At 65.3% G+C, this 23,634-nt stretch carries 17 protein-coding genes, 1 tRNA gene, 2 pseudogenes and 1 CRISPR repeat array; of the genes and pseudogenes, 13 read left to right on the forward strand and 7 right to left on the reverse strand.

The features are described from left to right. Window positions 1-56: 56 nt before the first annotated feature. On the forward strand, window positions 57-557 hold the full coding sequence (locus tag TVNIR_RS06805; protein ID WP_015258255.1) for a DUF1249 domain-containing protein: 501 nt from the start codon (window positions 57-59) through the stop codon (window positions 555-557). 184 nt (window positions 558-741) lie between these two features. On the opposite strand, the gene fdxA is transcribed toward TVNIR_RS06805, so the two are convergent. Continuing rightward, window positions 742-1,065 (reverse strand): ferredoxin FdxA, encoded by a 324-nt coding sequence (gene fdxA, locus TVNIR_RS06810; protein WP_015258256.1) that lies wholly within the window; start codon window positions 1,063-1,065, stop codon window positions 742-744. A gap of 348 nt (window positions 1,066-1,413) precedes the next feature. Beyond that, window positions 1,414-3,996 (reverse strand): DNA mismatch repair protein MutS, encoded by a 2,583-nt coding sequence (gene mutS / locus TVNIR_RS06815; protein WP_043740335.1) that lies wholly within the window; start codon window positions 3,994-3,996, stop codon window positions 1,414-1,416. Between the two features lie 459 nt (window positions 3,997-4,455). Between mutS and TVNIR_RS06820 the strand changes: the two genes are divergently transcribed. The 7 genes from TVNIR_RS06820 to TVNIR_RS06850 all read left to right on the forward strand — a co-directional run bounded on the left by TVNIR_RS06820 (window position 4,456) and on the right by TVNIR_RS06850 (window position 11,383). Continuing rightward, on the forward strand, window positions 4,456-4,950 hold the full coding sequence (locus tag TVNIR_RS06820) for a CinA family protein (protein ID WP_015258258.1): 495 nt from the start codon (window positions 4,456-4,458) through the stop codon (window positions 4,948-4,950). Between the two features lie 379 nt (window positions 4,951-5,329). Further along, window positions 5,330-6,361 carry a recombinase RecA gene (gene recA / locus TVNIR_RS06825; RefSeq protein WP_043740337.1) on the forward strand — a complete coding sequence of 344 codons (1,032 nt, stop codon included), beginning with the start codon at window positions 5,330-5,332 and terminating at the stop codon, window positions 6,359-6,361. Then, window positions 6,327-6,818 (forward strand): regulatory protein RecX, encoded by a 492-nt coding sequence (locus TVNIR_RS06830; protein ID WP_015258260.1) that lies wholly within the window; start codon window positions 6,327-6,329, stop codon window positions 6,816-6,818. The genes recA and TVNIR_RS06830 overlap by 35 nt, the downstream gene beginning before the upstream one ends. Before the next feature lie 65 nt (window positions 6,819-6,883). Beyond that, window positions 6,884-9,499, forward strand: a complete 2,616-nt coding sequence (gene alaS, locus TVNIR_RS06835) for an alanine--tRNA ligase (protein ID WP_015258261.1) — start codon at window positions 6,884-6,886, stop codon at window positions 9,497-9,499. A 131-nt stretch (window positions 9,500-9,630) separates the two neighbouring features. Further along, window positions 9,631-10,872, forward strand: a complete 1,242-nt coding sequence (locus tag TVNIR_RS06840) for an aspartate kinase (protein WP_015258262.1) — start codon at window positions 9,631-9,633, stop codon at window positions 10,870-10,872. A 67-nt stretch (window positions 10,873-10,939) separates the two neighbouring features. Beyond that, window positions 10,940-11,161, forward strand: coding sequence for a carbon storage regulator CsrA (csrA, locus tag TVNIR_RS06845; protein WP_015258263.1), 222 nt, complete (start codon window positions 10,940-10,942; stop codon window positions 11,159-11,161). 131 nt (window positions 11,162-11,292) lie between these two features. Continuing rightward, window positions 11,293-11,383: transfer RNA gene (locus TVNIR_RS06850), tRNA-Ser, on the forward strand. Window positions 11,384-11,611: 228 nt separating this feature from the next. Here TVNIR_RS06850 and TVNIR_RS18935 read toward each other — a convergent pair. Then, complete coding sequence (locus TVNIR_RS18935; protein ID WP_015258264.1) at window positions 11,612-11,866, reverse strand: carbon storage regulator; 255 nt, start codon at window positions 11,864-11,866, stop codon at window positions 11,612-11,614. Window positions 11,867-12,131: 265 nt separating this feature from the next. On the opposite strand from TVNIR_RS18935, the gene cas10 reads away from it, so the two are divergent. From cas10 to TVNIR_RS06875, 5 genes are read left to right on the forward strand one after another with little or no spacing between them, the layout of a single operon-like run. Next, the gene (cas10, locus tag TVNIR_RS06855) at window positions 12,132-14,828 is read left to right on the forward strand and encodes a type III-A CRISPR-associated protein Cas10/Csm1 (protein ID WP_015258265.1); all 2,697 of its coding nucleotides are present in this window, start codon (window positions 12,132-12,134) and stop codon (window positions 14,826-14,828) included. A gap of 11 nt (window positions 14,829-14,839) precedes the next feature. Beyond that, complete coding sequence (csm2, locus tag TVNIR_RS06860) at window positions 14,840-15,340, forward strand: type III-A CRISPR-associated protein Csm2 (RefSeq protein WP_015258266.1); 501 nt, start codon at window positions 14,840-14,842, stop codon at window positions 15,338-15,340. 21 nt (window positions 15,341-15,361) lie between these two features. Beyond that, complete coding sequence (csm3, locus tag TVNIR_RS06865) at window positions 15,362-16,072, forward strand: type III-A CRISPR-associated RAMP protein Csm3 (RefSeq protein WP_006747381.1); 711 nt, start codon at window positions 15,362-15,364, stop codon at window positions 16,070-16,072. A 13-nt stretch (window positions 16,073-16,085) separates the two neighbouring features. Then, complete coding sequence (csm4, locus tag TVNIR_RS06870; RefSeq protein ID WP_015258267.1) at window positions 16,086-17,060, forward strand: type III-A CRISPR-associated RAMP protein Csm4; 975 nt, start codon at window positions 16,086-16,088, stop codon at window positions 17,058-17,060. Further along, window positions 17,057-18,700, forward strand: a complete 1,644-nt coding sequence (locus TVNIR_RS06875; RefSeq protein WP_015258268.1) for an RAMP superfamily CRISPR-associated protein — start codon at window positions 17,057-17,059, stop codon at window positions 18,698-18,700. The genes csm4 and TVNIR_RS06875 overlap by 4 nt, the downstream gene beginning before the upstream one ends. Before the next feature lie 212 nt (window positions 18,701-18,912). Continuing rightward, window positions 18,913-21,054: a CRISPR direct-repeat array (repeat unit 37 nt; unit sequence GTCAGAACGACTTCCCTGATGAAGAAGGGATTAAGAC). 314 nt (window positions 21,055-21,368) lie between these two features. Here the strand turns inward: TVNIR_RS06875 and TVNIR_RS20550 are convergent. The 4 genes and pseudogenes from TVNIR_RS20550 to TVNIR_RS20565 all read right to left on the reverse strand — a co-directional run. Continuing rightward, window positions 21,369-21,635: a hypothetical protein gene (locus TVNIR_RS20550; RefSeq protein WP_052316624.1), complete on the reverse strand. Its 267-nt coding sequence runs from the start codon at window positions 21,633-21,635 to the stop codon at window positions 21,369-21,371. Continuing rightward, a complete protein-coding gene (locus TVNIR_RS20555) occupies window positions 21,556-22,134 on the reverse strand; it encodes a transposase (RefSeq protein WP_015258270.1) in 579 nt (192 codons plus the stop codon). Before TVNIR_RS20555 ends, TVNIR_RS20550 begins: the two co-directional genes overlap by 80 nt. 517 nt (window positions 22,135-22,651) lie before the next feature. After that, window positions 22,652-22,699, reverse strand: a pseudogene (locus tag TVNIR_RS20560) (hypothetical protein); the annotation flags it as partial. A 256-nt stretch (window positions 22,700-22,955) separates the two neighbouring features. After that, window positions 22,956-23,417: pseudogene (locus TVNIR_RS20565) on the reverse strand (Druantia anti-phage system protein DruA); the annotation flags it as partial. Window positions 23,418-23,634 lie beyond the last annotated feature (217 nt).

The raw sequence follows: 23,634 nt of genomic DNA on the forward strand, positions 1-23,634 counted from the left end.
ATGACCACCAAGGGCTCTGTGTGCTTGAACGCGGACGACGCAGTACACTGCCGCGCATGTTTCCAGGATATGCCACAGCGGTTCAGCTGCACCCAGGCGCCGGCGACTTCGCCGCGCTGATGGAATTGTACGAGAACAACTACCTTCGACTGCGCCGGCTGTGCCCCGATCTCGGCGGTATCGAGGACGGGCAGGTGTCGGTGGTGGAAGGCGCCTCGGACCTGCACTTGGCGATCCTGGAACGGACGCCGTACACGACGTTGCTGCGGCTGACCTACGAGTTCGGATCCGGCGGGCGGATCAGCCGGCAGCCGGATCTGCGCATTCGCATGTTCCATGACGCCCGCCAGGCCGAAGTCGTCGGTCGCTACTGCCGGCGGCGGGGAGAGGGCGAAGTGCGGCTGGACGCGGCCGCGGGGATACCGGGGCTTGCCTGCCGCTGGCGGCACAATCGCTTCCTGTTCAAGTGGCTGGGATTCTGTCTGGCGCAGGGACATCGTTTCGGCAGTTCGGAGGCCACCACCGTCGCGACCGGCGCGCTGGACTCCCTCAGCTGAGAGCCCGGGCCACACGCTCCGCACCCGCAGTGGTCGCGCTCGCAGATGATGGCCAGCGGTGCTACGCGCTCCCACGCCCGGGCCCTGCCGGGCGCGTCGCGGCATCCTTGCCGTGACTAACAGGTAACCCCGATCAGCCCGGACACCGGATTGCCCCCGGGCGTGGCGCCGGGTCCGGCGGCCGTCAGCGTTCGAGGTACTTCAGCTTGTCGGGCTTGCCGTCCCACTCCTCGGCGTCGGGCGGCGGATCCTTGCGAGTCGTGATCACTGGCCAGGTGCGCGCCAGCTCCGCGTTCAGTTCGATGAATTCCTCCTGGCCCTCCGGGACATCATCCTCCGGCACGATCGCCTCTGCCGGGCATTCCGGCTCGCACAGGGTGCAGTCGATGCACTCGTCGGGATCGATCACCAGGAAGTTGGGACCCTCGTGAAAGCAGTCCACCGGACAGACTTCCACGCAATCGGTGTACTTGCACTTGATGCAGTTCTCTAGAACGACATAGGTCATCGGGTTCTCCGTGCTTCGGGTGGCCAATCGCGTACCTTGCGTCGCGCATTCTAACGCCACACGCAAGCCCGGATGCCAGCGCCTGTGCACGCAGTGGGTGCTGGCATCCCCGTCCCGGTGTCGGGGCTACCCGCAGCGTGTCCGCCAACGAGTCCTGGAGCGCGGCCGGCCGTGTCGTGGACCTATACCAGTTCGCGCAGAGGCGTAGGGCGGAAGAGGCCGAAGGCCGTCATCCGCCATTCCCACGCCGGGGTTGCCGCGGGCGCGCAGGGGCGCTCCGAACGCAGCACGGCGGATGACGCTGCGCTCTTCCGCCCTACACGTCGCCCCGAGAGAAGCCGTGCGGTTTCACGTTAACAGTTCGCGCAGACGGTAGAGCGCGTCCAGCGCTTCGCGCGGGGTCAACCGGTCCGGATCCAGCGCTTCGAGCGCCTCGACCACGGCGTCTGCCGGCCCGGGCTCGGCGATCGCGGGCGACGGGGCGAACAACGCGAGCTGGGTCGGGTCGGCCGCCGCCAGTGCCCTGGATTCCAGCTCCGCGAGGTGCTGGCGGGCGCGCTTGAGCACCGACGCGGGTACCCCGGCGAGGGCCGCCACCTGCAGGCCATAGCTCTGGTTCGCCGGTCCCTCCTGAACCTGATGCAGGAAGACCACCGTGTCGCGGTGCTCGATCGCATCGGTGTGCACGTTCGCCACACCGCGCTCGCGCTCGGCGAGCGTCGTGAGCTCGAAGTAATGCGTCGCGAACAGTGTCATCGACCGATTCTGCCGGGCCAGGCGCTCGGCGCATGCCAGCGCCAGCGCGAGGCCGTCGAAGGTGCTGGTGCCGCGGCCGATCTCGTCCATCAGGACCAGGCTTTCCGGCCCGGCGTTGTTCAGGATGTTGGCCGCCTCGGTCATTTCCACCATGAAAGTGGAGCGACCGGAGGTTAGATCGTCGGAGGCGCCGATCCGGGTGAAGATGCGGTCCACCGGCCCGATCCGCGCGGCCCGGGCAGGCACGAAACTGCCGATGCAGGCCAGGATCACGATCAGCGCGGCTTGGCGCATGTAGGTCGACTTGCCGCCCATGTTGGGTCCGGTGATCACCAGCAGACGCCGCGACTCCGGATCCAGCCGCAGGTCGTTGGGTACGAACGGGTCTTGCCGTGCCGACTCCACCACCGGGTGTCGCCCCGCTTCGATCACGATGCCCGGCTCGTCGCTGATCTCGGGACAGACCCAGTCCCGGCGCACGGCATTCTCGGCGAGCGCACAGAACGCGTCGAGTTCAGCGAGCGCATCGGCAACAGCGCGCAGCGAATCGATCTCCCGCTGCAGATCCTCGAGCAGCCGTTCGTACAACTCGCGTTCCAGGCTCAGCGCGCGATCCCGGGCCGAGAGGATCTCGTCCTCGAACTGCTTGAGTTCCTCGGTGGTGTAGCGTTCGGCGTTCTTCAGCGTCTGGCGCCGCATGAAGCGTGCCGGTACCCGTTCGGACAGACTGCGCGGCACCTCGATGTAGTAGCCGTGGACGCGGTTGTACGCCACTTTCATCTGGGCGAGGCCCGTCGCCTCGCGCTCCCGCGCCTCGATCGCACGCAGAAAGCGGTCGGCGTCTGCCTGCATGCCGCGCAGGCGATCCAGTTCCGGGTCGAACCCAGGGCGGATGACCCCGCCGTCGCTGACCCGTAGTGGCGGCTGTTCCTCCAGCGCCCGGCGCAGCAACTCCGCAAGCGCCGCCCGCGGCTGCAGCCGTTCGCGGATCCCGTTCAGCACCGACGGCGGCAGATCCCCCGGTAAGGTCTGATGCAGTGCGGGCAGGCGTTCGAGACTGACCAGAAGCGCGACCAGATCGCGCGGGCGCGCCGTGCTGAGCGCGATGCGGCTGACGATGCGTTCGCAGTCGGCGACCCCTGCCAGCAGCTGGCGCAGGTCCCGGTACCCGCCGCCGTCGATGAGTTCGCGCACCACCGCGTGCCGTTCGCGGATCCGCGCGCGTTCCCGCAACGGCTGGCCCAGCCAGCGCCCGAGCAGTCGTGCCCCCATAGCGGTGCGCGTGCAGTCCAGGAGTGCAAGCAGACTGCCGGTGCGCTGCCCGGAGAGGGTGCGGGTCAGTTCGAGATTCTGGCGCGTGGCGGGGTCCATCTCCACCGTGGCCGCGCGCGATTCGCGGCTCAGCCCGGTGATGTGGCCCAGCTCGCCGCGGTAGCGTGTCTGCACGTAGGCGAGCAGGGCACCAGCCGCTGCCAGCGCCAGTGGCAGGTCGTCGCAGCCAAATCCGGCAAGATCCCGGGTCCGGAAATGCGCGGTCAGCACGCGGGTTGCGGAGACCGGGTCGAAATGCCACTCCGGCAGCGTCTGGCTGCCGGGAACCCGATCGGCGAAACCTTCGGGAACCAGGCATTCCACCGGGCTCAGCCGAGCCAGTTCGGCCTGTAATGCCGCCTCGTCCGCAACCTCCAGCACGCTGAAGTGCCCGCTGGCGAACTCCAGGATCGCAACACCCGCGGGTCCGAAGCACCCCTCTGCAGGGTGGGGGCTTACGGCGACGATGAGATTGAGCTCGCGCGCGTCCAGCAGCGCCTCTTCCGCGAGGGTACCCGGAGTCACGATCCGGACGACCTCTCGCTGCATGGGTCCCTTGCCAGCCCCCGGTTCCCCGGTCTGCTCGCAGATGGCGACCGCGAGTCCCTTTTTCATCAGTCGCGCGAGGTAGCTTTCCAGGGTGTGCACCGGAATCCCAGCCATCGGGATCGGCCGTCCGGCGGATTCGCCGCGCCGGGTCAGAGTGATGTCCAGCAGTTCCGATGCCCGCTGGGCGTCCTCGTAGAACAACTCGTAGAAATCGCCCATGCGGTACAGCAGCAGCGTATCCGGATACTCTGCCTTGATGCGCAGGTACTGCTGCATCATCGGGGTGTGGGCGGTCAAAGGATCTGGATCGGTCACGTCGGGGCTCGCCTGTGAACGCGCGCGGGCGCGCTGCGCGGCCCGCGCCTGGTCGCTGTCACGCCGCGGTGCGGCGGTTCGTCGCCGGGTCAGGTGCCCGCCATGGCGCCACACCCTGCCGGGCCTGCATCGGCCGTGTGCACGCATGATAGCCGCAAGCGGTTCCGGGTTCGCGCGCTGGATGCCACATGGCCCGGCCGGGGCAGCGAGCGACAGGGTTTCGATGGATGGGCATTGGTCGTGTGAAAGGGCTGCGCGCGCGGTCTTGGCCCCTTCCATTGGCGGGGAAGGCCCAATGGCCCGGCGTTGAGGTTCATGGTTTCGTTCGGTACCGTTCCGTAGACATTGCCCCAGCGGGCATTGCCAGGATGTCGCCCGGTACCTGCCGGGGAACGGCACAAATGCCATCGACACCGGTTCGGGGCAGCGCGCGCGTCGCTATAGCGCAGGGAGGGGTGGATGTCGGATGCGGTAACGGAGGTTGCTTCGGCGCTCGCGCGGCAGTTGCAGGCGCGCGGCCTGCGGCTGTGTACGGCGGAGTCCTGCACCGGCGGCGGGATAGCCGCTGCGCTGACCGATCTCGCCGGCAGCTCGGCGTGGTTCGAGTGCGGCTGGGTGACCTACAGCAACGCCTCGAAGATGCAGCTGCTCGGTGTCGACCCAGAACTGCTGGAACGCTGGGGTGCGGTGAGCGAGTCCGTGGCGGCTGCCATGTGCGCCGGCGCTCTGGAGCGCAGCGCGGCGGATGTCGCCGTGTCGGTGACCGGGATTGCCGGCCCGGGCGGCGGTACGCCGGAGAAGCCTGTCGGTCTGGTCTGGTTCGGCTGGATGCGCCGGGGTGGCGAACCGCGTACCGGATCCCGCGTCTTCCCCGGCGACCGCGCCACAGTGCGGGATGCGGCGGCAGTCTGGGCCCTGCGGCAGTTGCGGGAGCACGAGTTGGCAAGGGAGTGATTCGGCGCGTCAGCGTGAAAACGCAGCCACCGAAGAACGTAGCCACCGAAGAACACGCACATCACGGAAGACGTAGGGTGTTCAACGACCTTTCGGTGTGTTCCCGTGTTCGACTCGGGCGCGTTTTATCCTTCGGGTGCCTCGCGCCCGAGCGTTGCGTGTAAACGGCGGACGACGGTCTTCGGCCCTACCCAGCCTACGCTGGGTTCACGGTCGTGCTGGTAGCCGGGCGCCATGGAAGGCCACGTAAGCATCGGGCAGCGCGCTCCATCGGCCGCCTGCGTTTGCCGCGGTCGCGGGCCGGCTGTTTGGGCTGGGATTGGCGGTTGTGGGATACTCGGACGCCGTCGGAACGACCGCATTCACCATGGAGGACGCAGTGGACGAGAATCGCAAGAAGGCACTTGCCGCCGCGCTGGGGCAGATCGAACGGCAGTTCGGCAAGGGTGCCGTGATGCGCATGGGTGATGGCACCGCAGTGCGCGATGTCGAGGTCATTTCCACTGGCTCCCTCGCGCTGGATGTGGCGCTGGGTATCGGCGGTCTGCCGCGCGGGCGCGTGGTCGAGGTCTATGGCCCCGAGTCGTCGGGCAAGACCACGCTGACGCTCCAAGTCGTGGCCGAGTGCCAGAAACTCGGTGGTACCGCCGCGTTTATCGACGCCGAACACGCGCTCGACCCCGGCTATGCACAGAAACTGGGGGTGAAGGTCGATGAACTGCTGATCTCGCAGCCGGATACCGGCGAGCAGGCGCTGGAGATTGCGGACATGCTGGTGCGCAGCGGTGCGGTCGACCTGGTGGTGGTCGACTCGGTCGCGGCGCTGACCCCGAAGGCGGAAATCGAGGGCGAAATGGGGGACGCCCACGTCGGTCTGCAGGCCCGGCTGATGTCGCAGGCGCTGCGCAAGCTCACCGCCAACATCAAGCGGTCCAACACCCTGGTCGTGTTCATCAACCAGATCCGCATGAAGATCGGTGTGATGTTCGGCAATCCCGAGACGACCACCGGCGGTAATGCGCTGAAGTTCTATTCCTCGGTCCGCATGGACATCCGGCGTATCGGTGCCATCAAGCGCGGCGACGAGGTGGTCGGCAACGAGACTCGTGTGAAGGTGGTCAAGAACAAGATGGCGCCGCCGTTCAAGGAGGCATTTTTCGAGATCCTCTACGGCGAGGGCATCTCGCGCCTCGGCGAGGTCATCGAACTGGGGGTCAAGGAGGGCCTGGTCGACAAGGCAGGCGCCTGGTACAGCTACAAGGGTGAGCGGATCGGGCAGGGCAAGGAGAACGCCCGGCAATTCCTGAAGGAACATCCCGAAATGGCGAACGAGATCGAACAGGCTCTTCGAGAGCGCTATCTCCCGGACCGTTCGCATGCGCAGGCCGAAGCCGAAACCGCCGAGGGATGACCCGGACGACGCGCACGCCGCCGGGCTGAGGTTGCTGGCTCGGCGCGAGCATGGCGTGCTCGAACTGGCCCGGAAACTGCGGCAGCGGGGATTCACCGCCGAGGCGGCCGATGCCGGGGTTGAGCGCCTGGTCGCCGAGGGGTTGCTGAGCGAGCGACGCTTCGCCGAGGCGCTGGCGCGCCACCGCATGGCGCAGGGTTACGGGGAATCGCGCATCCGTGCCGAACTGGCCCAGCACGGAATCGAAGCGGCCGACATCGGCCACGCGATCGGGGAGCTGGAGGTAGACTGGGTGGCCCGGGCCATGGATCAGGCGCGGCGTCATTTCGGCCTGCCGCCGGATACTTCCGACGATCGCCAGCGCGTTCTGCGCCATTTGCTGCAGCGCGGTTTTGCGATGGCCACGGCGAAAGCAGGGCTCGCCAGATGGCGGGAAAACGAGCATTCTTCGGGGTGAAATCTGCGCAAGTGTTGCATACGCGTGGTACTCTGTGCGTTTCCGCAACACACGCACCCGATTTTATGAAGAGCGCCGACATTCGCCGGAGTTTTCTCGACTTCTTCATTCGCCACGGACATGTGGAAGTGCCGTCGAGTCCACTCGTCCCGGGCAACGACCCCACGCTGCTGTTCACCAATTCGGGAATGGTGCAGTTCAAGGAGGTGTTTCTCGGGCGCGAGAAGCGTCCGTACACTCGTGCCGTGAGCAGTCAGCGCTGCGTGCGCGCCGGTGGCAAGCACAATGACCTCGAGAATGTAGGCTACACCGCCCGGCATCACACCTTCTTCGAGATGCTCGGCAATTTCAGCTTCGGAGACTACTTCAAGCGCGAGGCGATCGCCTATGCCTGGGAGTTCCTGACCCGGACGATCGGTATCCCGGTGGATCGGCTCTGGGTCACGGTGTACGAGACCGACGACGATGCCTACGCGATCTGGGTGAACGAGATCGGCGTGGCGCCGGAGCGCGTGCTGCGCATCGGCGACACGCCCGGCGGCGGTTCCGACAACTTCTGGCAAATGGGGGACACCGGTCCCTGCGGTCCCTGTACGGAAATCTTCTACGACCATGGGCCGGAGGTAGCCGGTGGTCCGCCGGGTTCGCCGGACGAGGATGGCGACCGCTACATCGAGATCTGGAACCTGGTGTTCATGCAGTACGACCGTGACAGCAGTGGCAACCTGACCCCGCTGCCGCATCCGTCGGTCGACACGGGCATGGGGCTCGAGCGTCTCGCCGCGGTGCTGCAGGGCGTGCACTCGAACTACGAGATCGACCTGTTCCAGGATCTGATCCATGCCGCGGCCGAAATCGTGGGAACAAAAGATCGCGGTTCTGCGTCCTTGAAGGTCATTGCAGACCACATCCGCTCGATCGCGTTTCTGATCACCGACGGCGTGATGCCCGGCAATGAGGGCAGGGGATACGTGCTGCGCCGGGTCATCCGCCGCGCCGCCCGCCACGGACACAAGCTCGGTTGCGACGAGGCCTTCCTGTACCGGTTGATACCGGCATTGGTCTCGGCGATGGGCGAGGCCTACCCGGAACTGGCTGAAGGGCAGGAAAACCTGGAAAGAGTCCTCAGGAAAGAGGAAATGAAGTTCCTGGAGACATTGGAAAAAGGAGTACGGATCCTGGAAGAGGATCTCGACCGGCTGCAGGGTTCGACCATTCCGGGCGAGACCATCTTCCTGCTGTACGATACGTACGGGTTCCCGGTCGACCTCACCGGTGACATCGCCCGGGAGCGGGGGCTCGAGCTTGATCTGGATGGCTTCGAACGCGCGATGCAGGAGCAGCGCGACCGCGCCCGGGCAGCCAGCCATTTCACGATGGACACTGCCCAGGCCCCGGGGATGGAGGTGGCGACCGAGTTCACCGGCTACGAGCGGCTGGAGGACGAGGGCCGGGTCGTCGCGCTGTTCCGGGACAACGAGCCGGTCGAGGCGATCGAACTTGGCGAGGGTGGCATCGTGGTGCTCGACCGCACCCCGTTCTACGCTGAGTCCGGCGGCCAGGTCGGAGACATCGGCACGCTGAGCGGATCGGGTATCCGCTTCGAGGTGCGCGATACACGCAAGCAAGATGCGGCGCACCTACATGTCGGTCAGGTGCGAGCCGGGCGCATCGAGCGTGGCATGACCCTGCACTGCAGCGTTGCTGGTCCGCGGCGGGAGGCGATCCGCCGGCACCACTCGGCGACGCATCTGCTGCACAAGGCCCTGCGTGATCACCTGGGCGGGCACATTCAGCAGAAGGGTTCGCTGGTGGATGCAGAACGGCTGCGCTTCGACTTCGCCCATTTCGAGCCGGTGTCGGCCGATCAGTTGCAACGGATCGAGGCGCAGGTGAATGCCGAGATCCTGGCCAACGTGCCGACCGACACGCGGTTGATGGACATCGAATCGGCGCTGGCTTCGGGTGCGGTCGCACTGTTCGGCGAGAAGTACGGCGAGCGCGTTCGTGTGCTGACCATCGGTTCCTCAACCGAACTGTGCGGCGGCACCCACGTCGCGCGCACCGGCGACATCGGCCCGTTCCGGGTCGTGTCGGAAGGCGGCGTGGCCGCGGGTGTTCGCCGCATCGAGGCGGTTGCCGGCAGCGTGGCCCAGGCCTGGGTCGACCAGCAGGTCGGCACGCTGGATCGGGTCGCGGACCTGGTCCGGGGCAGCCGCGGGGAGGTCGTGGACAAGGTGCAGGGCCTGGTCGAACGCAACCGGGAACTGGAGAAGGAACTGGCGGCGCTGCGCAGCCGGCTCGCGAGCCAGGCCGGCACCGACCTCGCCAGCCAGGCGATCGATCTCGGCTCGCTGCAGGTGCTGGCCGCGCGGGTCGACGGCGTCGAGCCCAAGGCACTGCGCGAGATGGTCGACCAGCTGAAACAGAAGCTCGGGGCCGCGGCCGTAGTGCTGGCCACGGTGACGCCGGAAGGCAAGGTGAGTCTGGTCGCGGGTGTGACCAAGGGGCAGACCGGGCTGATCAAGGCGGGGGAACTGGTAGGCTTTGTCGCGGCGCAGGTAGGAGGGCGCGGCGGCGGCCGGCCCGATATGGCGATGGCAGGTGGTCAGGAGCCCGAAAAGCTGGACGCGGCTCTGGATTCGGTGGAGGGCTGGGTCCGCGAGCGCGCCGGAAGTTGACTGAACGGCCTGCTCGTGGCGCGGCTGCGGGTCCCGGTCCGGCGGTTTTTTCATGGCTGGGTAATATTTAAAAAGATTTACTCGAACACACGGTTGTCTACCTTGCGTCGAACTGGAATCGAGAACGCCTCATGTCCCTGCTGGTTCTGAAATTTGGCGGTACTTCGGTCGGAACGCCGGAGCGTATCCGCAACGTCGCCGAACGCGCGCTGCGTCTGCGCGGCGAGGGCCATTCGCTCGTCGTGGTGGTATCCGCGATGAGCGGCGAGACCGATCGCCTGCTGGGTCTTGCGCACGAACTCCAGCCCCGTGCAGAGGGGAGGGAACTGGACGTGCTGCTGTCCACAGGCGAACAGGTGACGATCGCGTTGCTTTCGATGGCGCTGGAGGCGTACGGCTGCCCTGCACGTTCCTATACCGGAGGGCAGGTGCGTATCTTGACCGACAGCGCTCATAATAAGGCGCGCATCCGCAGCATCGACGACAGCCGCATCCGCGGCGATCTCGAAGCCGGGCGCGTGGTCGTGGTGGCGGGATTCCAGGGTATCAGCGAGGAAGGCGCGATCACCACGCTGGGACGTGGTGGATCCGATACCACCGCGGTAGCGCTGGCGTCGGCACTGAAGGCGGATGAATGCCGGATTTATACGGACGTCGACGGTGTCTATACAACGGACCCGAGGGTCGTGAAGCGTGCGCGGCGGCTGGAGCGGATCACCTTCGAGGAGATGCTCGAGATGGCCAGCCTTGGTTCCAAGGTGCTGCAGATCCGCGCGGTGGAGTTTGCCGGTAAATACAATGTACCCCTACGGGTATTGTCCTCGTTCGAGGAAGGCCCGGGGACGCTCATCACAACGGAGGAAGGCCGCGTGGAGCAGGCGCTGGTGGCAGGTATCGCGTTCAACCAGAACGAGGCGCAGCTGACGATTCAGGGGGTGCCGGACCAGCCGGGCGTTGCCTACCGGATCCTCGGCCCGGTCGCGGACGCGAACATCGAAGTCGACATGATCGTGCAGAACGTTGGCGCCGACAACACCACCGACTTTACCTTCACGGTGCACAGGAACGATTACGAGAAGGCACTGGGCATTCTGGAACGGGTTTCGAGCGAACTCGGTGCCCGCAACGTTGCCGGCGACACCAAGATCGCGAAGGTCTCGGTGGTCGGCGTCGGGATGCGCTCTCATGCGGGTATTGCAAGCCGTATGTTCGAGGCGTTGGCCCGAGAGTCCATCAATATTCGGATGATTTCCACATCCGAGATCAAGATCTCCGTGGTGGTGGACGAGAAATACCTGGAGCTGGGTGTCCGTACGTTGCACGATGCCTTTGAACTTGAGCAGGAACCGACCGGTCAATCCACGGACCGGTAACAGCGCGAACAACGGCAAGCGGGCGACCGAAACCGTCCGACACGATACAGGCAGTCTGGAGAACAGCATGCTTATTTTGACTCGACGCGTGGGCGAGACCCTGATGATCGGAGAGCAGATCTCCGTGACGGTGTTGGGTGTCAAGGGCAATCAGGTTCGGATCGGGATCAACGCACCGCAGGACGTAGCCGTCCACCGGGAGGAGATCTACGAGCGGATCCAGCGCGAAAGCCGCGGCGAAGGCGAAGAACCCTCCGCGTCCGACGACCCGAAGGCGAGTACCAACTGAGCCTGCATGGCCCTGTGGGCCAGCGGATCCGGGCTACGGATTCCAGGTTCCGCCGGAAGCGGTTCACGAGCGGAACCATCGGTTCCGCTCTTCCCATTTTGCCCCCAACCCCGTATCCTTTGCCCCAGTTCGGAGAGATGGCCGAGTGGTCGAAGGCGCTCCCCTGCTAAGGGAGTATGGGTCAAAAGCCCATCGAGGGTTCGAATCCCTCTCTCTCCGCCATTATCTTCGAGAAATCAGGCACTTTCGAGTGCCTTTTTTGTCCCCTCAGTTTCACGGAATCGCCGGGCGGAAGAAGTCGAAGGATGCCATCCGCCATCTGGCGCCGGAGTTGTCGTGGGTGCCTCGGCGCCGCGACCGCCGCTCGGCGGACCACGCTGCGCCTTTCCGCCCTATAGGATGTCGAGACGCGAACGTCGCGCTCTTTCATGTTCCAGATGACCGACCCCGTCATCGCGAAGATCGAGCTACCGGGCCCGGGGCAGGTCCTTGCGACCCGGCAGGCGCATCTGGTGGCTCAGGTGTCGGCGCCCCCTCGGGCGCGAGGTCGGCGGGATCCCGTACCAGTTCCTTGCGAAGCACCTTCACGTCTCGTGCTGCAGCGATACCAATCCGCACCTGGTTGTCCTTCACGGACAGCACGGTGAGATGAACCTGGTCCCCAATACGCAGGGTTTCGCCTGTGCGGCGGGTCTGGATGAACATGTTCACGCACTCCTTGCGTCAGTTTTGTTCCGGTAAGAATCGGACAGACACGCCAACAGGTCAATGCGGCGGCGCAGCGCCGCGTGCTTCGGGCGCGCGGGTGGCGTGGTCGGGCCGCGCCGCTACCCGAACCTGCATGGATTGACGGCGAGACTCCACGCGCGCCGCAAGCTTGCGAGGCTTGCCCCTCATGGTGCATTGATGCAAGGTGCCGAGGTCAGGGACGCGGGCTGGGACCGCTGGACCACTGGATGGGGGGAGGGAGATGGACGAGCCCGTAGCGCAGCATCCGTTGCTGGACGCATCCTGCCGGGTGGCGTTGGCCGCCTACCTGCACGACCTGGGAAAGTTCGCCGAACGGGCGCGGCTGGAAGTGCCGCCGGACCGGCTCGATACCCACCTCACGCAGTATTGCCCCTACCACGAGGCCGGCGGTCGCGGCTGGCACAGCCACCGCCATGCCGCCTACACGGCGTTGGCCTGGGACTTGATCGAACGCCGTTTCCCCGAGCTCGTGGGGCGCGACATCGCGCCCTTTGCGGCGTGGAACGCCCCGGATGTCGACGACTCGATCGTGAATGCCGCAAGCCGGCATCACAAGCCCGAAACCTACCTGCAGTGGCTCGTCGCCACCGCCGACCGGGTCGCTTCCGGTTTCGAGCGTGAGGCCTTCGACGAGTACAACCGGTCGAAGGACCAGACGCGCGAGGGCCGCAACCACTTCACCGCCCGCCAGCTCACGCTGTTCGAACAGGTTGCGGCCGGCACCGACCGGGGCAGGGTGCGGCGGCAGGATCTGCATTACCGCTACCCGTTGCAGCCGCTCTCCGTGCAGGCCATCTTCCCGGTGGCCGCGGCGGGCTACGAAACCGCGGACAACACCGTCGCTCAGCGGGAGTATGCACGGCTGTGGGACGCGTTCCGCGGCGCGCTGGACGCGATCCCGGCCAGCCACCGCGGCAACTGGCCGCTGTGGTTGGATCACTTCGACTCCGCCTGGGCCTGCTACACGCAGGCGATCCCGTCGGCAACCGCGTTCGGCACCCGCCCGGATGTCTCGCTATACGATCATTCCCGCACCACCGCCGCGCTGGCCACCGCGCTCTGGCGCTACCATCACGATCGCGACGACGATCGCGCGCAGGTTCGCGCACGCCTGGCGGACTGGCATCGCCCGGACTGGGACGAACCGAAACTGCTGCTGATCCAGGGCGATCTCTTCGGCATCCAGGAGTTCATCTTCGCCAGCGGTGGCGAGACGCAGAAGCGTGCGGCAAGGCTGCTGCGCGGCCGATCGTTCTACGTGTCGCTGCTCACGGAATGCGCGGCACTGCGCATCCTCGACACCCTGGGGCTGCCTCCGACCAGCCAGGTGATCAACGCGGCCGGCAAGTTCCTGATCGTCGCCCCGAATACCGACGAGACCGTGGCGGCCCTGCAGCGCGTACAACGCGAACTCGACGCCTGGTTCCTCGAACACTGTTTCGGCGAGTCGGGGATCGGGCTGGCCTGGCTCCCCGCCTGCTGCAACGATTTCCTGCGCCGCAAGGATGCGGCCGAGGCCCCGTTCCAGCGCCTGATCAAGCGCCTGTTCGAAGTGCTGCAACAGGCCAAGGCCCGGCGCTTCGACCTGTGCGGGGCTTGCGCGCCGGCGCCGCTATTCGAGGGCTTCCTGGATCGCTTCGACCCGGAACTCGGGGTCTGCGAGATCGACGGGCGTGCACCGGCGACGCGCCGGGAAAACGGGGTCGCTGTCAGCCGTCTGGCTGCGGACCAGATCGCGGTGGGCCGCCATCTGGCAGGGAAGCAACGGCTGCTGATCACGCGGGATTCGTTGGACCACAACACGCTGGAACTGCCGGTGTTCGGCTATGCCGTGCAGTTTACCGGTGGCGACGACCAGACCGGGCGATTCGGCATGGCCGCGCGCAACGGCAACCTGCGCCGCGCCTGGGATTTCAGCCTCCCGGAGCGCGAGGATACACCGCTGTTCTCCGGCTATGCCCGGCGCTTCATCAACGGGTACGTGCCGCGGTTCGGCAGCCAGAACGAGTGGGAGCAGGGGCGTTACCAGCGCCTGCCGGCAGAACTTCGGGAAGGGCTGGAACCGCAGGCTCCGAAGACCCTGGAGCACCTCGCCTGCGACGACCGCGAGCCGGACGCCGCCGGGAATTATCGCGGTATCGAGGCGCTGGTCACGCTGAAGGGCGATGTCGACAACCTCGGTGCGATCTTCGAAACGGGGCTGGAGCCGCCCACCTTCGCGAAGATGGCCGCGCTGTCGCGGCAGATGAATGCGTTCTTCGCGATCTGGTTGCCCTGGCATTGCCAGCAGAAGCGGACTTCCGCCTATACCGTCTTTGCCGGCGGCGACGACTTTTTCCTGATCGGACCCTGGCGCAGCACCATGCAGCTGGCCCGCGAGATGCGCCGCGAGTTTGCCCGCTACGTCGCCGGGAATCCCGGCATCCACTTCTCCGCCGGCTTGGCGATGACCAAGCCGGGTCTGCCGATTCGCCAGATGGGCGCGCTGGCCGACGAGGCGCTGGAACAGGCGAAGGCGCGGCAGAACCAGGCCGGAGAGTATGTGAAGGACGCGCTGACCTGTTTCGGCTACACGGTGTCCTGGGACGACTGGGAAACCCTGTGGGGGCTGCACGACGAACTGGCGGCTGCGAGCGGCGAAATCGCGCTCAGCACGAGTTACCTCTATGGCTTGCATGGCCTCGCCGACATGGCCGGGCGCCTGCAACGCGGGGAAGGCCGCATCGAAGATGCGTTGTGGAACTCGCGTTTCGTCTACCGAACACGCCGCATGCTCGAACAGCACCGCGGGATGTCCCCCGCCGCGCGCAATCTCTGGCAACAGCGTCTGGGCACCCTGCTCGGCGGTGGCATCCAGCGCTTTGGCAGCACATTCAAACTGGCGCTTTTCCCCTACCTGTATCAACACCGTTACTGAAGGAGTTGGCCATGGCGCAGCAAGGAACACCACAGGGCGATCGCAGGCGGGGTACGTTTGGCGGCGGCCGCCGCGGGCCGGGCGGCGGCAAGGGACCGGCGCCGCTCGAGCGCCTGGACACCTCGCGCATCCAGCTCAGCCCCCCGGAGGGCGGCCACCTGCCGCCGGATTTGTTCGACGACGTTGCCCGCCGGGCCGCGCAACAGGTGGCGGGGGACTGCAAGAACCAGAAAAACAAGCCGACCCAGTTGCGACAGTTCTACGACGAACTGGTGATGTGGGAAGAGAAGGTACGCCGTGACGAGGACCGGTTCCACGAGTACCTGCCGTTCATTCGCATGCTGAACGCGAAGGCCGCGTATGCCGAGGGGCGCAAGCACGTGGACCGCAATTTCGTGGACCTGATGCATCACTGCCTCGGGCAGGTCACCAGCCCTTCCGTGCTGCGCAATTTCAAGCTCTTCTTCGAGGCCTTCATGGGCTTCTACAAGGTGGAACGCCCGAGCGGCTGACGAGAAAAGGAGAACGAAGCCATGCAGCTCACCCACATCGGCGAGATCCGGGGCCAGATCGAATTGATCTCCGGTCTGCACATCGGCAGCGGCAACACCGAGATGCACATCGGTGGCACCGACAACCCGGTGATCAAGAACCCGTTCACCCACGAACCCTACATTCCCGGCTCCAGCCTGAAGGGCAAGATGCGCAGCCTGCTGGAATGGCGTGCCGGCGTGGTGGAGGCAACCCAGGGCAAGCCGCTCGGGTTCAGGCACCTGCAAGCGCTGCCGGAACAGGCGGCAGAGGCGGGGCGCAGCATCCTGAAACTCTTCGGCGGCGCACCCGAGGGCTCGGGTCAGAACGAAGAATTGATCGCGTCGATCGGGCCGACCCGACTCGCTTTCTGGGACTGCGACCTCGACCCGGCCTGGGTGAGCGAAATGGGCAGCAAGAACCTGCTGCTCACCGAGACCAAGTTCGAAAACATGATCGACCGCATCAAGGGCGTCGCGGACAACCCCCGGAACACCGAGCGCGTGCCGGCCGGCGCCCGCTTCGATTTCCGGCTGACCCTGAAGGTGATCGACGGCGAAGACCTGATGCCCGACATCCTGCGCGGGCTGCGCCTGCTCGAACTCACCGGAATCGGCGGATCCGGCTCGCGCGGTTACGGCAAGCTGCGCTTCAACGCGCTGACCTGGGACGGGCAAACGCTGCAGGATCGCCTGGCCTCCGTCGCGGTCTGACGCGATGCCCGCCATGGAAACATTGCGCCTCACGCTGCGCCCCCGGTCCGCCTTCGGGGGACCGTTGCGGGGGGACACCCTGTTCGGACAGTTGTGCTGGGCCGTGCGCAACCGCCGGGGCGAGGAACACCTGCGGGAATTGCTCGACGGATACACGCAGGGACGCCCGTTCGCGGTGTGCTCCGATGCCTTCCCGGCAGGTTTTCTGCCCCGGCCGGCGCTGCCGCTGTATCGCTTTCGGCCGATCCCGGACAGCGACCGCAAGGCGGTCAAAAAGCGGCGCTGGCTGCCGCTTCAGGCACTGGCCCGTCCGGTGGAGGACTGGCTGCACGAGGCGATGGACGACGCGGCCGTGGTTCGGCAACAGGCCGGGACATCGGCACCGGCGCGGCTTGCGAGCCACCGCGCCCAGCCGCACAACAGCATCGACCGGCGCAGCGGCACTACCGGCCCCGGCGCGTTCGCGCCCTATACCCAGGCGCAGTACTGGTATGCGCAGGGAACGCAACTCGATCTGTATCTGTTGCTGGATCCGGAACGGATCGGCCGCGACGAGGCGATTACGCTGATCGACGATATCGGGCGCACCGGCTACGGTCGCGACGCCAGCATCGGGCTGGGCAAGTTCGACGTGACCGCAGCGGACCCCGCCACCCTGGTAGCGGCCCCCGACGCCAACGCCTGCTTCACCCTGGCACCGTGTGCGCCGCAAGGCCTCGGCCTGCGCCCGGACCGCGCCTTCTACGAAGTGTTCACGCGCTTCGGCCGGCACGGCGACCGTGCGGTCTACGGGCGGGGCGGGCCGTTCAAAACACCGGTACTGCTCGCGGGTACCGGAGGCTTGTTCGCGATGGACTCGCCGCCGCGCGCCGGCTTTCTGGGGCAGGGGCTTGGCGGCGCCGGCCGAATGTCCAAGACCATCCCGGAAACGGTGCAGCAGGGCTACGCGCCCTGCGCCGCGGTGCGGCTGAACTGGGAGGCAGCATGAGCGTGATGGAACACTGGCAGCTCGCGGTCACGCCGCTTTCGCCCGTGCATCTGGGCACGGGGCGGGACTACACGCCCACCGAATACGTGATCGAGGGCGGTGCGCTGCACGAGTTCGACGCGCTGGCGGCCTTACAAGCACTGCCGGAGGCCGAGCGCAGGCGCCTGGACGCGATTCTGGCCGGTCGGCCCGACGACCGCATGCTGCGCTCGGTGCAGGCGTTCTTTCACGACAATCGGCGGCGGCTGATCGCCGTTTCCCGGCATCAGGTGCGGGTAAACGCCACGGTCGAGGCGTTCTATCAGGAACGGGTCGGCCAGGTCGCACAGCACGAGGCCACGGGCCGCGCGGTGCAGAACCGGCTGGAGATCGAACGCACCGCCTGGTCGGCGGCCACGGGCACCGCCATCCTGCCCGGCAGCGGGATGAAGGGCGCAATCCGCACCGCGCTGCTCGACCAGGTCAACGAGGGGCGCTCGATTCCAGACGACTGGAAACGGGACCGGCAAGGAAACCGGCGGCTGCAGGAATCCCTGTTCGAGGGATCGTTCGAGCGGGATCCGTTGCGGATGCTCAGGATCAGCGACGCCGCAGTCGTCCGGCCCGGCCGGTTTGCCACCGATGTGCGCTTCGCGCTGAACCGCAAGAAAAGGCCGGTGCTGCGGGGTGGCCAGCAGCTGCAGTCCCGCGCGGAACAGCAGGGGCTTTATCAGCTTCTTGAATGTTTGCCGCCGTTTGCGGATCGGGCGTTCCGCGGTTCGCTCTCCATCCAGGACATCGCCGGAGTCGAGAGCCCGAACTGGCCGGCCCGTGTGTTTACGTTTTCCGAGATCGCGGCCGCATGCAACCGCTTCTACCGCGCGCATTTCGAGCGCGAAATGGCCCTGATGAAGAACATGGGCTACGTCGATCGCGACTGGGAACGCCGGCTCGAAACCCTGTTCGCCAGCCCGGTGGGCAAGGCCCTGGACGCCAATCGCGCGTTCCTGCTGCGAGTGGGCCGCCACAGCGGTGCGGAATCCGTGACGCTGAACGGCGTCCGGCATATCAAAATCCTCAAGGGTAAGGGCGACGCGCCCGATTTTATGGACGAGGCCAAGACACTCTGGCTGGCCGGAGACGAGCGCCAGACCCAGCAAGGCCTGCTGCCGTTTGGCTGGATGCTCGTGGAGTCGTTTCGCGATCCCGGGGAACTGGCCGATTGGCCGCCGCAACTGCGCGCCGACGACATGCAATCCTGGCGCGAACGGATCGCCAGCCACCGCCAGAAGCTGGCCGCCGAACTCGAAACCGAGCGGCAACGCGAAATCGAGCGCACGCGCGCCGAGCAGGAAGCCGAACGCAAAGAACGCGAGCGCGCGCAGCGGCTGGCCTCGATGAGCGCAGAGGAACGTCAGATCGACGCGCTGCTGAGCACCCTGGCGCAGGAACAGGCTGCCGGCACGCTCGCCCCGAGCAGCCAAGTCGCCAGTGCCCGGGTCGATCTACTCAGAACGGCGTTGGACTGGGGTTCCGAGGAACTGCGCCGGCAAGCAGCGGACGCAATACAGCAAACGGTACGCGCGCTGCCGTGGAGCAAGAAATCCCGGGCCGAACGCCAGAACGACCTCGCACGCCTGCGCCAGCCGAAGGATAGCTGACCAAGCTGGGCTCGGTAACCGTGACAGACACAGGAGAAGCTGTACCTCAGTGCGTGCCCCAGGCCGCGGATGCAGCCCCGCGCGCGGTAGGCTACCATCGTGCACGAGGCCCGGATTCAGACGCTCGCAAAGGCATCAGTCCCCGACACCCAGTGAAACCCGCGAACCCCCTTTGCAAGCCGTTGAATTCATATGTGTTTTCGAGGCATGCAGTCAGAACGACTTCCCTGATGAAGAAGGGATTAAGACCCCCCGGTAAGAAGGAGGAAGAGACTCCAATGAGGTCAGAACGACTTCCCTGATGAAGAAGGGATTAAGACCCAGCGCCCACGGCCGGCTTCTCCGTGGGTGATGGTCAGAACGACTTCCCTGATGAAGAAGGGATTAAGACTCCATCTTCTCCGCAATCTCCGCATACGCTTCGTCAGAACGACTTCCCTGATGAAGAAGGGATTAAGACCTCGCCCTTGTTCCAGTAGTTCGCGCCTGGGATCGGTCAGAACGACTTCCCTGATGAAGAAGGGATTAAGACTCGACCCCAACGTTCCTGTTTACACGGTGTCGGGTCAGAACGACTTCCCTGATGAAGAAGGGATTAAGACCCAGTCGGCAGGCTCATTGTAGAGCCGGCCAAGTCAGAACGACTTCCCTGATGAAGAAGGGATTAAGACCTCTTTTCGGCATCGGCATTTCAAAAGTCCTCCAGTCAGAACGACTTCCCTGATGAAGAAGGGATTAAGACTTCTTGGTAAACCCTGATCTTCTCTCCGAGTGCCGTCAGAACGACTTCCCTGATGAAGAAGGGATTAAGACCCGCCTCCCGTATTCGGCCAGACAAACGGCATCGGTCAGAACGACTTCCCTGATGAAGAAGGGATTAAGACCCGTATGACCAGCCGAGACATCTCTTGAAGCTGTCAGAACGACTTCCCTGATGAAGAAGGGATTAAGACGCCAGTTGGGATGTGTGTGATGCGGATTCGGAACGTCAGAACGACTTCCCTGATGAAGAAGGGATTAAGACTCCTTCTGTTATTCGATAGAAGGCCCGTCTCGGTCAGAACGACTTCCCTGATGAAGAAGGGATTAAGACTGATCGTCAGGGTGACCTTCTGGCCCGCGGCCGTCAGAACGACTTCCCTGATGAAGAAGGGATTAAGACATCTCGCGCAGCACGTCTTCGATGTTCATGGCTGTCAGAACGACTTCCCTGATGAAGAAGGGATTAAGACGTGTAGGTGCCGGTCTTTACGGCGATGTCGTAGGTCAGAACGACTTCCCTGATGAAGAAGGGATTAAGACCCTTGGCCGGGAACGCATAGATCTGCTTGGTGATGTCAGAACGACTTCCCTGATGAAGAAGGGATTAAGACCCATGCTCATCGTGCATCTCGACTGCCTTAAACCGTCAGAACGACTTCCCTGATGAAGAAGGGATTAAGACGCCTGCCGCCACTTCGGACTGCAACCCCATGAAGTCAGAACGACTTCCCTGATGAAGAAGGGATTAAGACATAACGCCGATGGTGGGTAGCCAGCTCACGACGTCAGAACGACTTCCCTGATGAAGAAGGGATTAAGACGGCTCGTCGTTGGCATTGCGTAGCATGGCCGACGTCAGAACGACTTCCCTGATGAAGAAGGGATTAAGACATCCAGTTCGTCGAGGTATTTCGCATTCGCCGTCGTCAGAACGACTTCCCTGATGAAGAAGGGATTAAGACAGTGAGTTCGGTCGACAGTTTCTTCGGGTCCAGGTCAGAACGACTTCCCTGATGAAGAAGGGATTAAGACAATCCACGTCCGCTGGGGGCGGGCCCGCAGGGGGTCAGAACGACTTCCCTGATGAAGAAGGGATTAAGACCTCCGTCTCTGGTGCGGTTTAGGATTCGATCAGCGTCAGAACGACTTCCCTGATGAAGAAGGGATTAAGACTCGCGGTCGGATGGGTGCTGAGCGCCGGGCGGGGTCAGAACGACTTCCCTGATGAAGAAGGGATTAAGACCCTTACGGACCTGTTCCTGTTCCAGGGTTTCGAGTCAGAACGACTTCCCTGATGAAGAAGGGATTAAGACCCGCCTGGACGACGCTTCACGCATCGCCTGGATGGTCAGAACGACTTCCCTGATGAAGAAGGGATTAAGACAGAGCTCTTCAATGGTCTCTTCACGCAGGTTAAGTCAGAACGACTTCCCTGATGAAGAAGGGATTAAGACCACCGCCAGGTGGTGGTGCTCCATCGCCGGGTGTCAGAACGACTTCCTTGATGAAGAAGGGATTAAGACTGGTCTTCGCACAGCAAATAGCTTCGGTTGCAGTCAGAACGACTTCCCTGATGAAGAAGGGATGAAGACGGTACTCAGGAATTCTCTTGCCCTGCTTCCCGTGCCACTCGCCTGAGTGAATCGCGCCGAAGCGTGGCAAGCTTGCCAAGTGGGTCAGTATCGGACCCGTGTCGTTACATTCGTCGCCAACAGAACCAAGGGTTCCGCCCGCAACGGCAGAGCCTGGCTCACGCGAGGTAACGACAGATGTTGGATCCAGGGGAGAACCCTCAGAACGTTGATTGGACCGACCAGTTCGACGACCACGATTCCGAGTTCTGGGAAGAACACCTAGGTCTGCCCTTTACCCACAAGTTGCGCAGACCAATGGTTGCAGGGCAGTGTCATCCGATTTCATCTCGTAAAGCGTAGGCGAAGGACATGGTGGTGAGTTTGGCGTAGCCGTGCCACATCAGTTGGTGTCCGGGCGGTGGATCGTGATTGCGGTTGGTGTAGCCGCCCAGGATGGCGACTTCGCGAACCGCTTCCTGGAGACTGGTGGGGCGGGGTCGGCGCCGGGACTGGGCGTAGTCACCGAGCACCCGCAGTTCGACGTCCGAGAACAGCAGCTCCGGCGGCAGTTCCGGGGCCTCGCGGCCCAGCAGGGTCATCAGCATCACCCGCCAGGCGATGACCAGCCGGATCGCGATGGCGCGTTCCCAGGCGCTCGACGCTGTGGTGGCCGAGCTCGTCGATCTTGCAACCCGATTTCAGCACCCGGTGCCAGTCCTCGATGCGCCAGCGCAGGCGGTACCAGCGCAGAATCTCGGCGGCCTGTTCGGCCGAGGTGACGGTCAGTGTGGTGAGCACGAACCACTCGAGCGGCTTTTCCCCTTTCGGCGGATCCCGTTCCAGCGCATGCACCACGGTCAGTTCCAGCGTCACGGGCGGATCGGCACCGGCGGGTGTGCCACGGAGCGTGACCGGGGTGTAGCGCAGTTCCAGTTCCGCGGTCCGTGCCGCCCGACCCAGGCGGGCGGGGCGCTTGCTGGTCTTGGTGCGCAGGCTCTGCCCGTCGACCTGGAGTTCGACCGACCCGCGGCTCGCCGTCGCCCGGGCGACCTCGAACAGGCGCCCGCCCGTCGGCGAGCCGGCGGTTGTGCTGGGCACGGACCACCAGTTCCACCTCGGGATGGCGCTGCTGCTCGGCATAGAGCTCGAACGCATCCGCCTCCCGATCGGCGACACTGACCACCCGGGTGTTGGGGAGGGTCGCCGCCAGTGCGGCTGTATCGCGCAGACCGGCGATCCAGCGAAAGCTCTTTTTCTCTTCCTGCGACGGTTCCTCGTCGCCCCGCAGCTGCGGCGCCTCGAACTGCGCCTTGAGCACGCCCAGCGGCAGCCCGTCGGCGTTGACCGCAAGCGTCGAGTGCAGATGCAGTCCCAGACTCTCGGCACCGGTCTGGTTACGGCCAATGACGCCGATGCCGCGCGTCTGCGGGCGGGTGGTGAAGTTCAGATCGGTGCCATCCTGCAGGCACAGCACCGTCGCCTGCGCCTGCATCCGGCGCTGCGTGCGCGCGCGATGTGGCGCCAGGATGTGCTCCGCAGTGACCTCGGAATCGGCCGGCTGGTCGATCAGCCGGTAGTAGCCCTTCACCGCCGCCCAGTCGTCGCGGGCCACCGCGGTAAAGGCGCGCAGCGGATCCTCCCCCTGGCGCCGGGCGCTGTCCACCAGCCGTTTCGTCAATCGCTTGTCCCCCAAGGGCGCACCCCGAACTCGTGTTCAGCCCACTGCTGCGCATCCAGACCCTCGGCGGGTTCCAGCGGTGTGTCGCCCCGTGCCGGTGCCGGACCCACCCCAAGCGTGCGCGCCAATCGGGTTCGAGTTCATAGAGATAGATCGCCTTGCGGGTCTCGGCCGCGGCGTGGCCCCGGTCCTGGCGCCCCCGCCCGCCGGTCTCGCCCACAAAACGCCAGTTCGACGCCCGCAGGCTGACCCCGGTGTGCGGAGGCTCGATGAAGGTCTCCACCAGCCAGGGACGATACCCATGGCAGGCCTCGAAGTCAGCCCCCAGCCGCCGCAACGCCCGACCCAGCGTCCACGACGCGAGGTTCCGGCAGGAAACGCCCGGACGCAACAGGAACCGGTTCAGTCCCACCACACGGTGTCGGTGGCGTTCCCGCAGCGCCGGATCCCAGCCGATCCAGGCATCGCGTGCGGCCAACTGCAACGCCGACGCCGCAAACCCCAGCGCCCCCAGCCAGCCCTGCGCCGAACCCACCAGATACCGCAGCTGCGCGCCCACCAGCGGCCCCATGCCGCGCGGGTGCTCGCGCGCCATCAGCTCATTCCAGAGCGCCCGGTGCTCGGCCGTGTCCACCCGTACCAGCGCCAGGCCCTCCAGCTCGGTGACCTCGCGGCCCACTCCCTGGGGTGCCGGCACCGCCACCCCCAGGCGCCGGCCCTGGCCCCCCGCGCCCCGGGCTGCTGCACGCAGGCGGCAGCGTAATCCGGCCCGCGCGCTCCAGCGCCCGCAGCGCCTTCAAGCAGCCCGCCCGCTGCGGCCGCCCACGCGCATCGAAGAAGCCCCAGGTGGTACAGATCTGATCCGCCAGCGCGGTGCGGTGCAGTTCCGGCGCTTCCCGGATCAGTGCCTGCACCCGAGC

It is taken from the genome of Thioalkalivibrio nitratireducens DSM 14787, from assembly GCF_000321415.2.
GTDB classification, from domain to species: domain Bacteria; phylum Pseudomonadota; class Gammaproteobacteria; order Ectothiorhodospirales; family Ectothiorhodospiraceae; genus Thioalkalivibrio; species Thioalkalivibrio nitratireducens.

Bases quoted from the DNA above. Each gene is read 5' to 3' on its own strand.
- TVNIR_RS18935 (WP_015258264.1), bottom strand. From the start codon at position 11,866: ATGTTCATCCAGACCCGCCGCACAGGCGAAACCCTGCGTATTGGGGAC.
- fdxA (WP_015258256.1), bottom strand. From the start codon at position 1,065: ATGACCTATGTCGTTCTAGAGAACTGCATCAAGTGCAAGTACACCGAT.
- TVNIR_RS06820 (WP_015258258.1), top strand. From the start codon at position 4,456: ATGTCGGATGCGGTAACGGAGGTTGCTTCGGCGCTCGCGCGGCAGTTG.
- TVNIR_RS06840 (WP_015258262.1), top strand. From the start codon at position 9,631: ATGTCCCTGCTGGTTCTGAAATTTGGCGGTACTTCGGTCGGAACGCCG.
- TVNIR_RS06805 (WP_015258255.1), top strand. From the start codon at position 57: ATGTTTCCAGGATATGCCACAGCGGTTCAGCTGCACCCAGGCGCCGGC.
- TVNIR_RS20550 (WP_052316624.1), bottom strand. From the start codon at position 21,635: ATGACCCTGCTGGGCCGCGAGGCCCCGGAACTGCCGCCGGAGCTGCTG.
- csm3 (WP_006747381.1), top strand. From the start codon at position 15,362: ATGCAGCTCACCCACATCGGCGAGATCCGGGGCCAGATCGAATTGATC.
- TVNIR_RS06830 (WP_015258260.1), top strand. From the start codon at position 6,327: ATGCGCAGGCCGAAGCCGAAACCGCCGAGGGATGACCCGGACGACGCG.
- TVNIR_RS06875 (WP_015258268.1), top strand. From the start codon at position 17,057: ATGAGCGTGATGGAACACTGGCAGCTCGCGGTCACGCCGCTTTCGCCC.
- csrA (WP_015258263.1), top strand. From the start codon at position 10,940: ATGCTTATTTTGACTCGACGCGTGGGCGAGACCCTGATGATCGGAGAG.
- csm4 (WP_015258267.1), top strand. From the start codon at position 16,086: ATGGAAACATTGCGCCTCACGCTGCGCCCCCGGTCCGCCTTCGGGGGA.
- cas10 (WP_015258265.1), top strand. From the start codon at position 12,132: ATGGACGAGCCCGTAGCGCAGCATCCGTTGCTGGACGCATCCTGCCGG.
- csm2 (WP_015258266.1), top strand. From the start codon at position 14,840: ATGGCGCAGCAAGGAACACCACAGGGCGATCGCAGGCGGGGTACGTTT.
- alaS (WP_015258261.1), top strand. From the start codon at position 6,884: ATGAAGAGCGCCGACATTCGCCGGAGTTTTCTCGACTTCTTCATTCGC.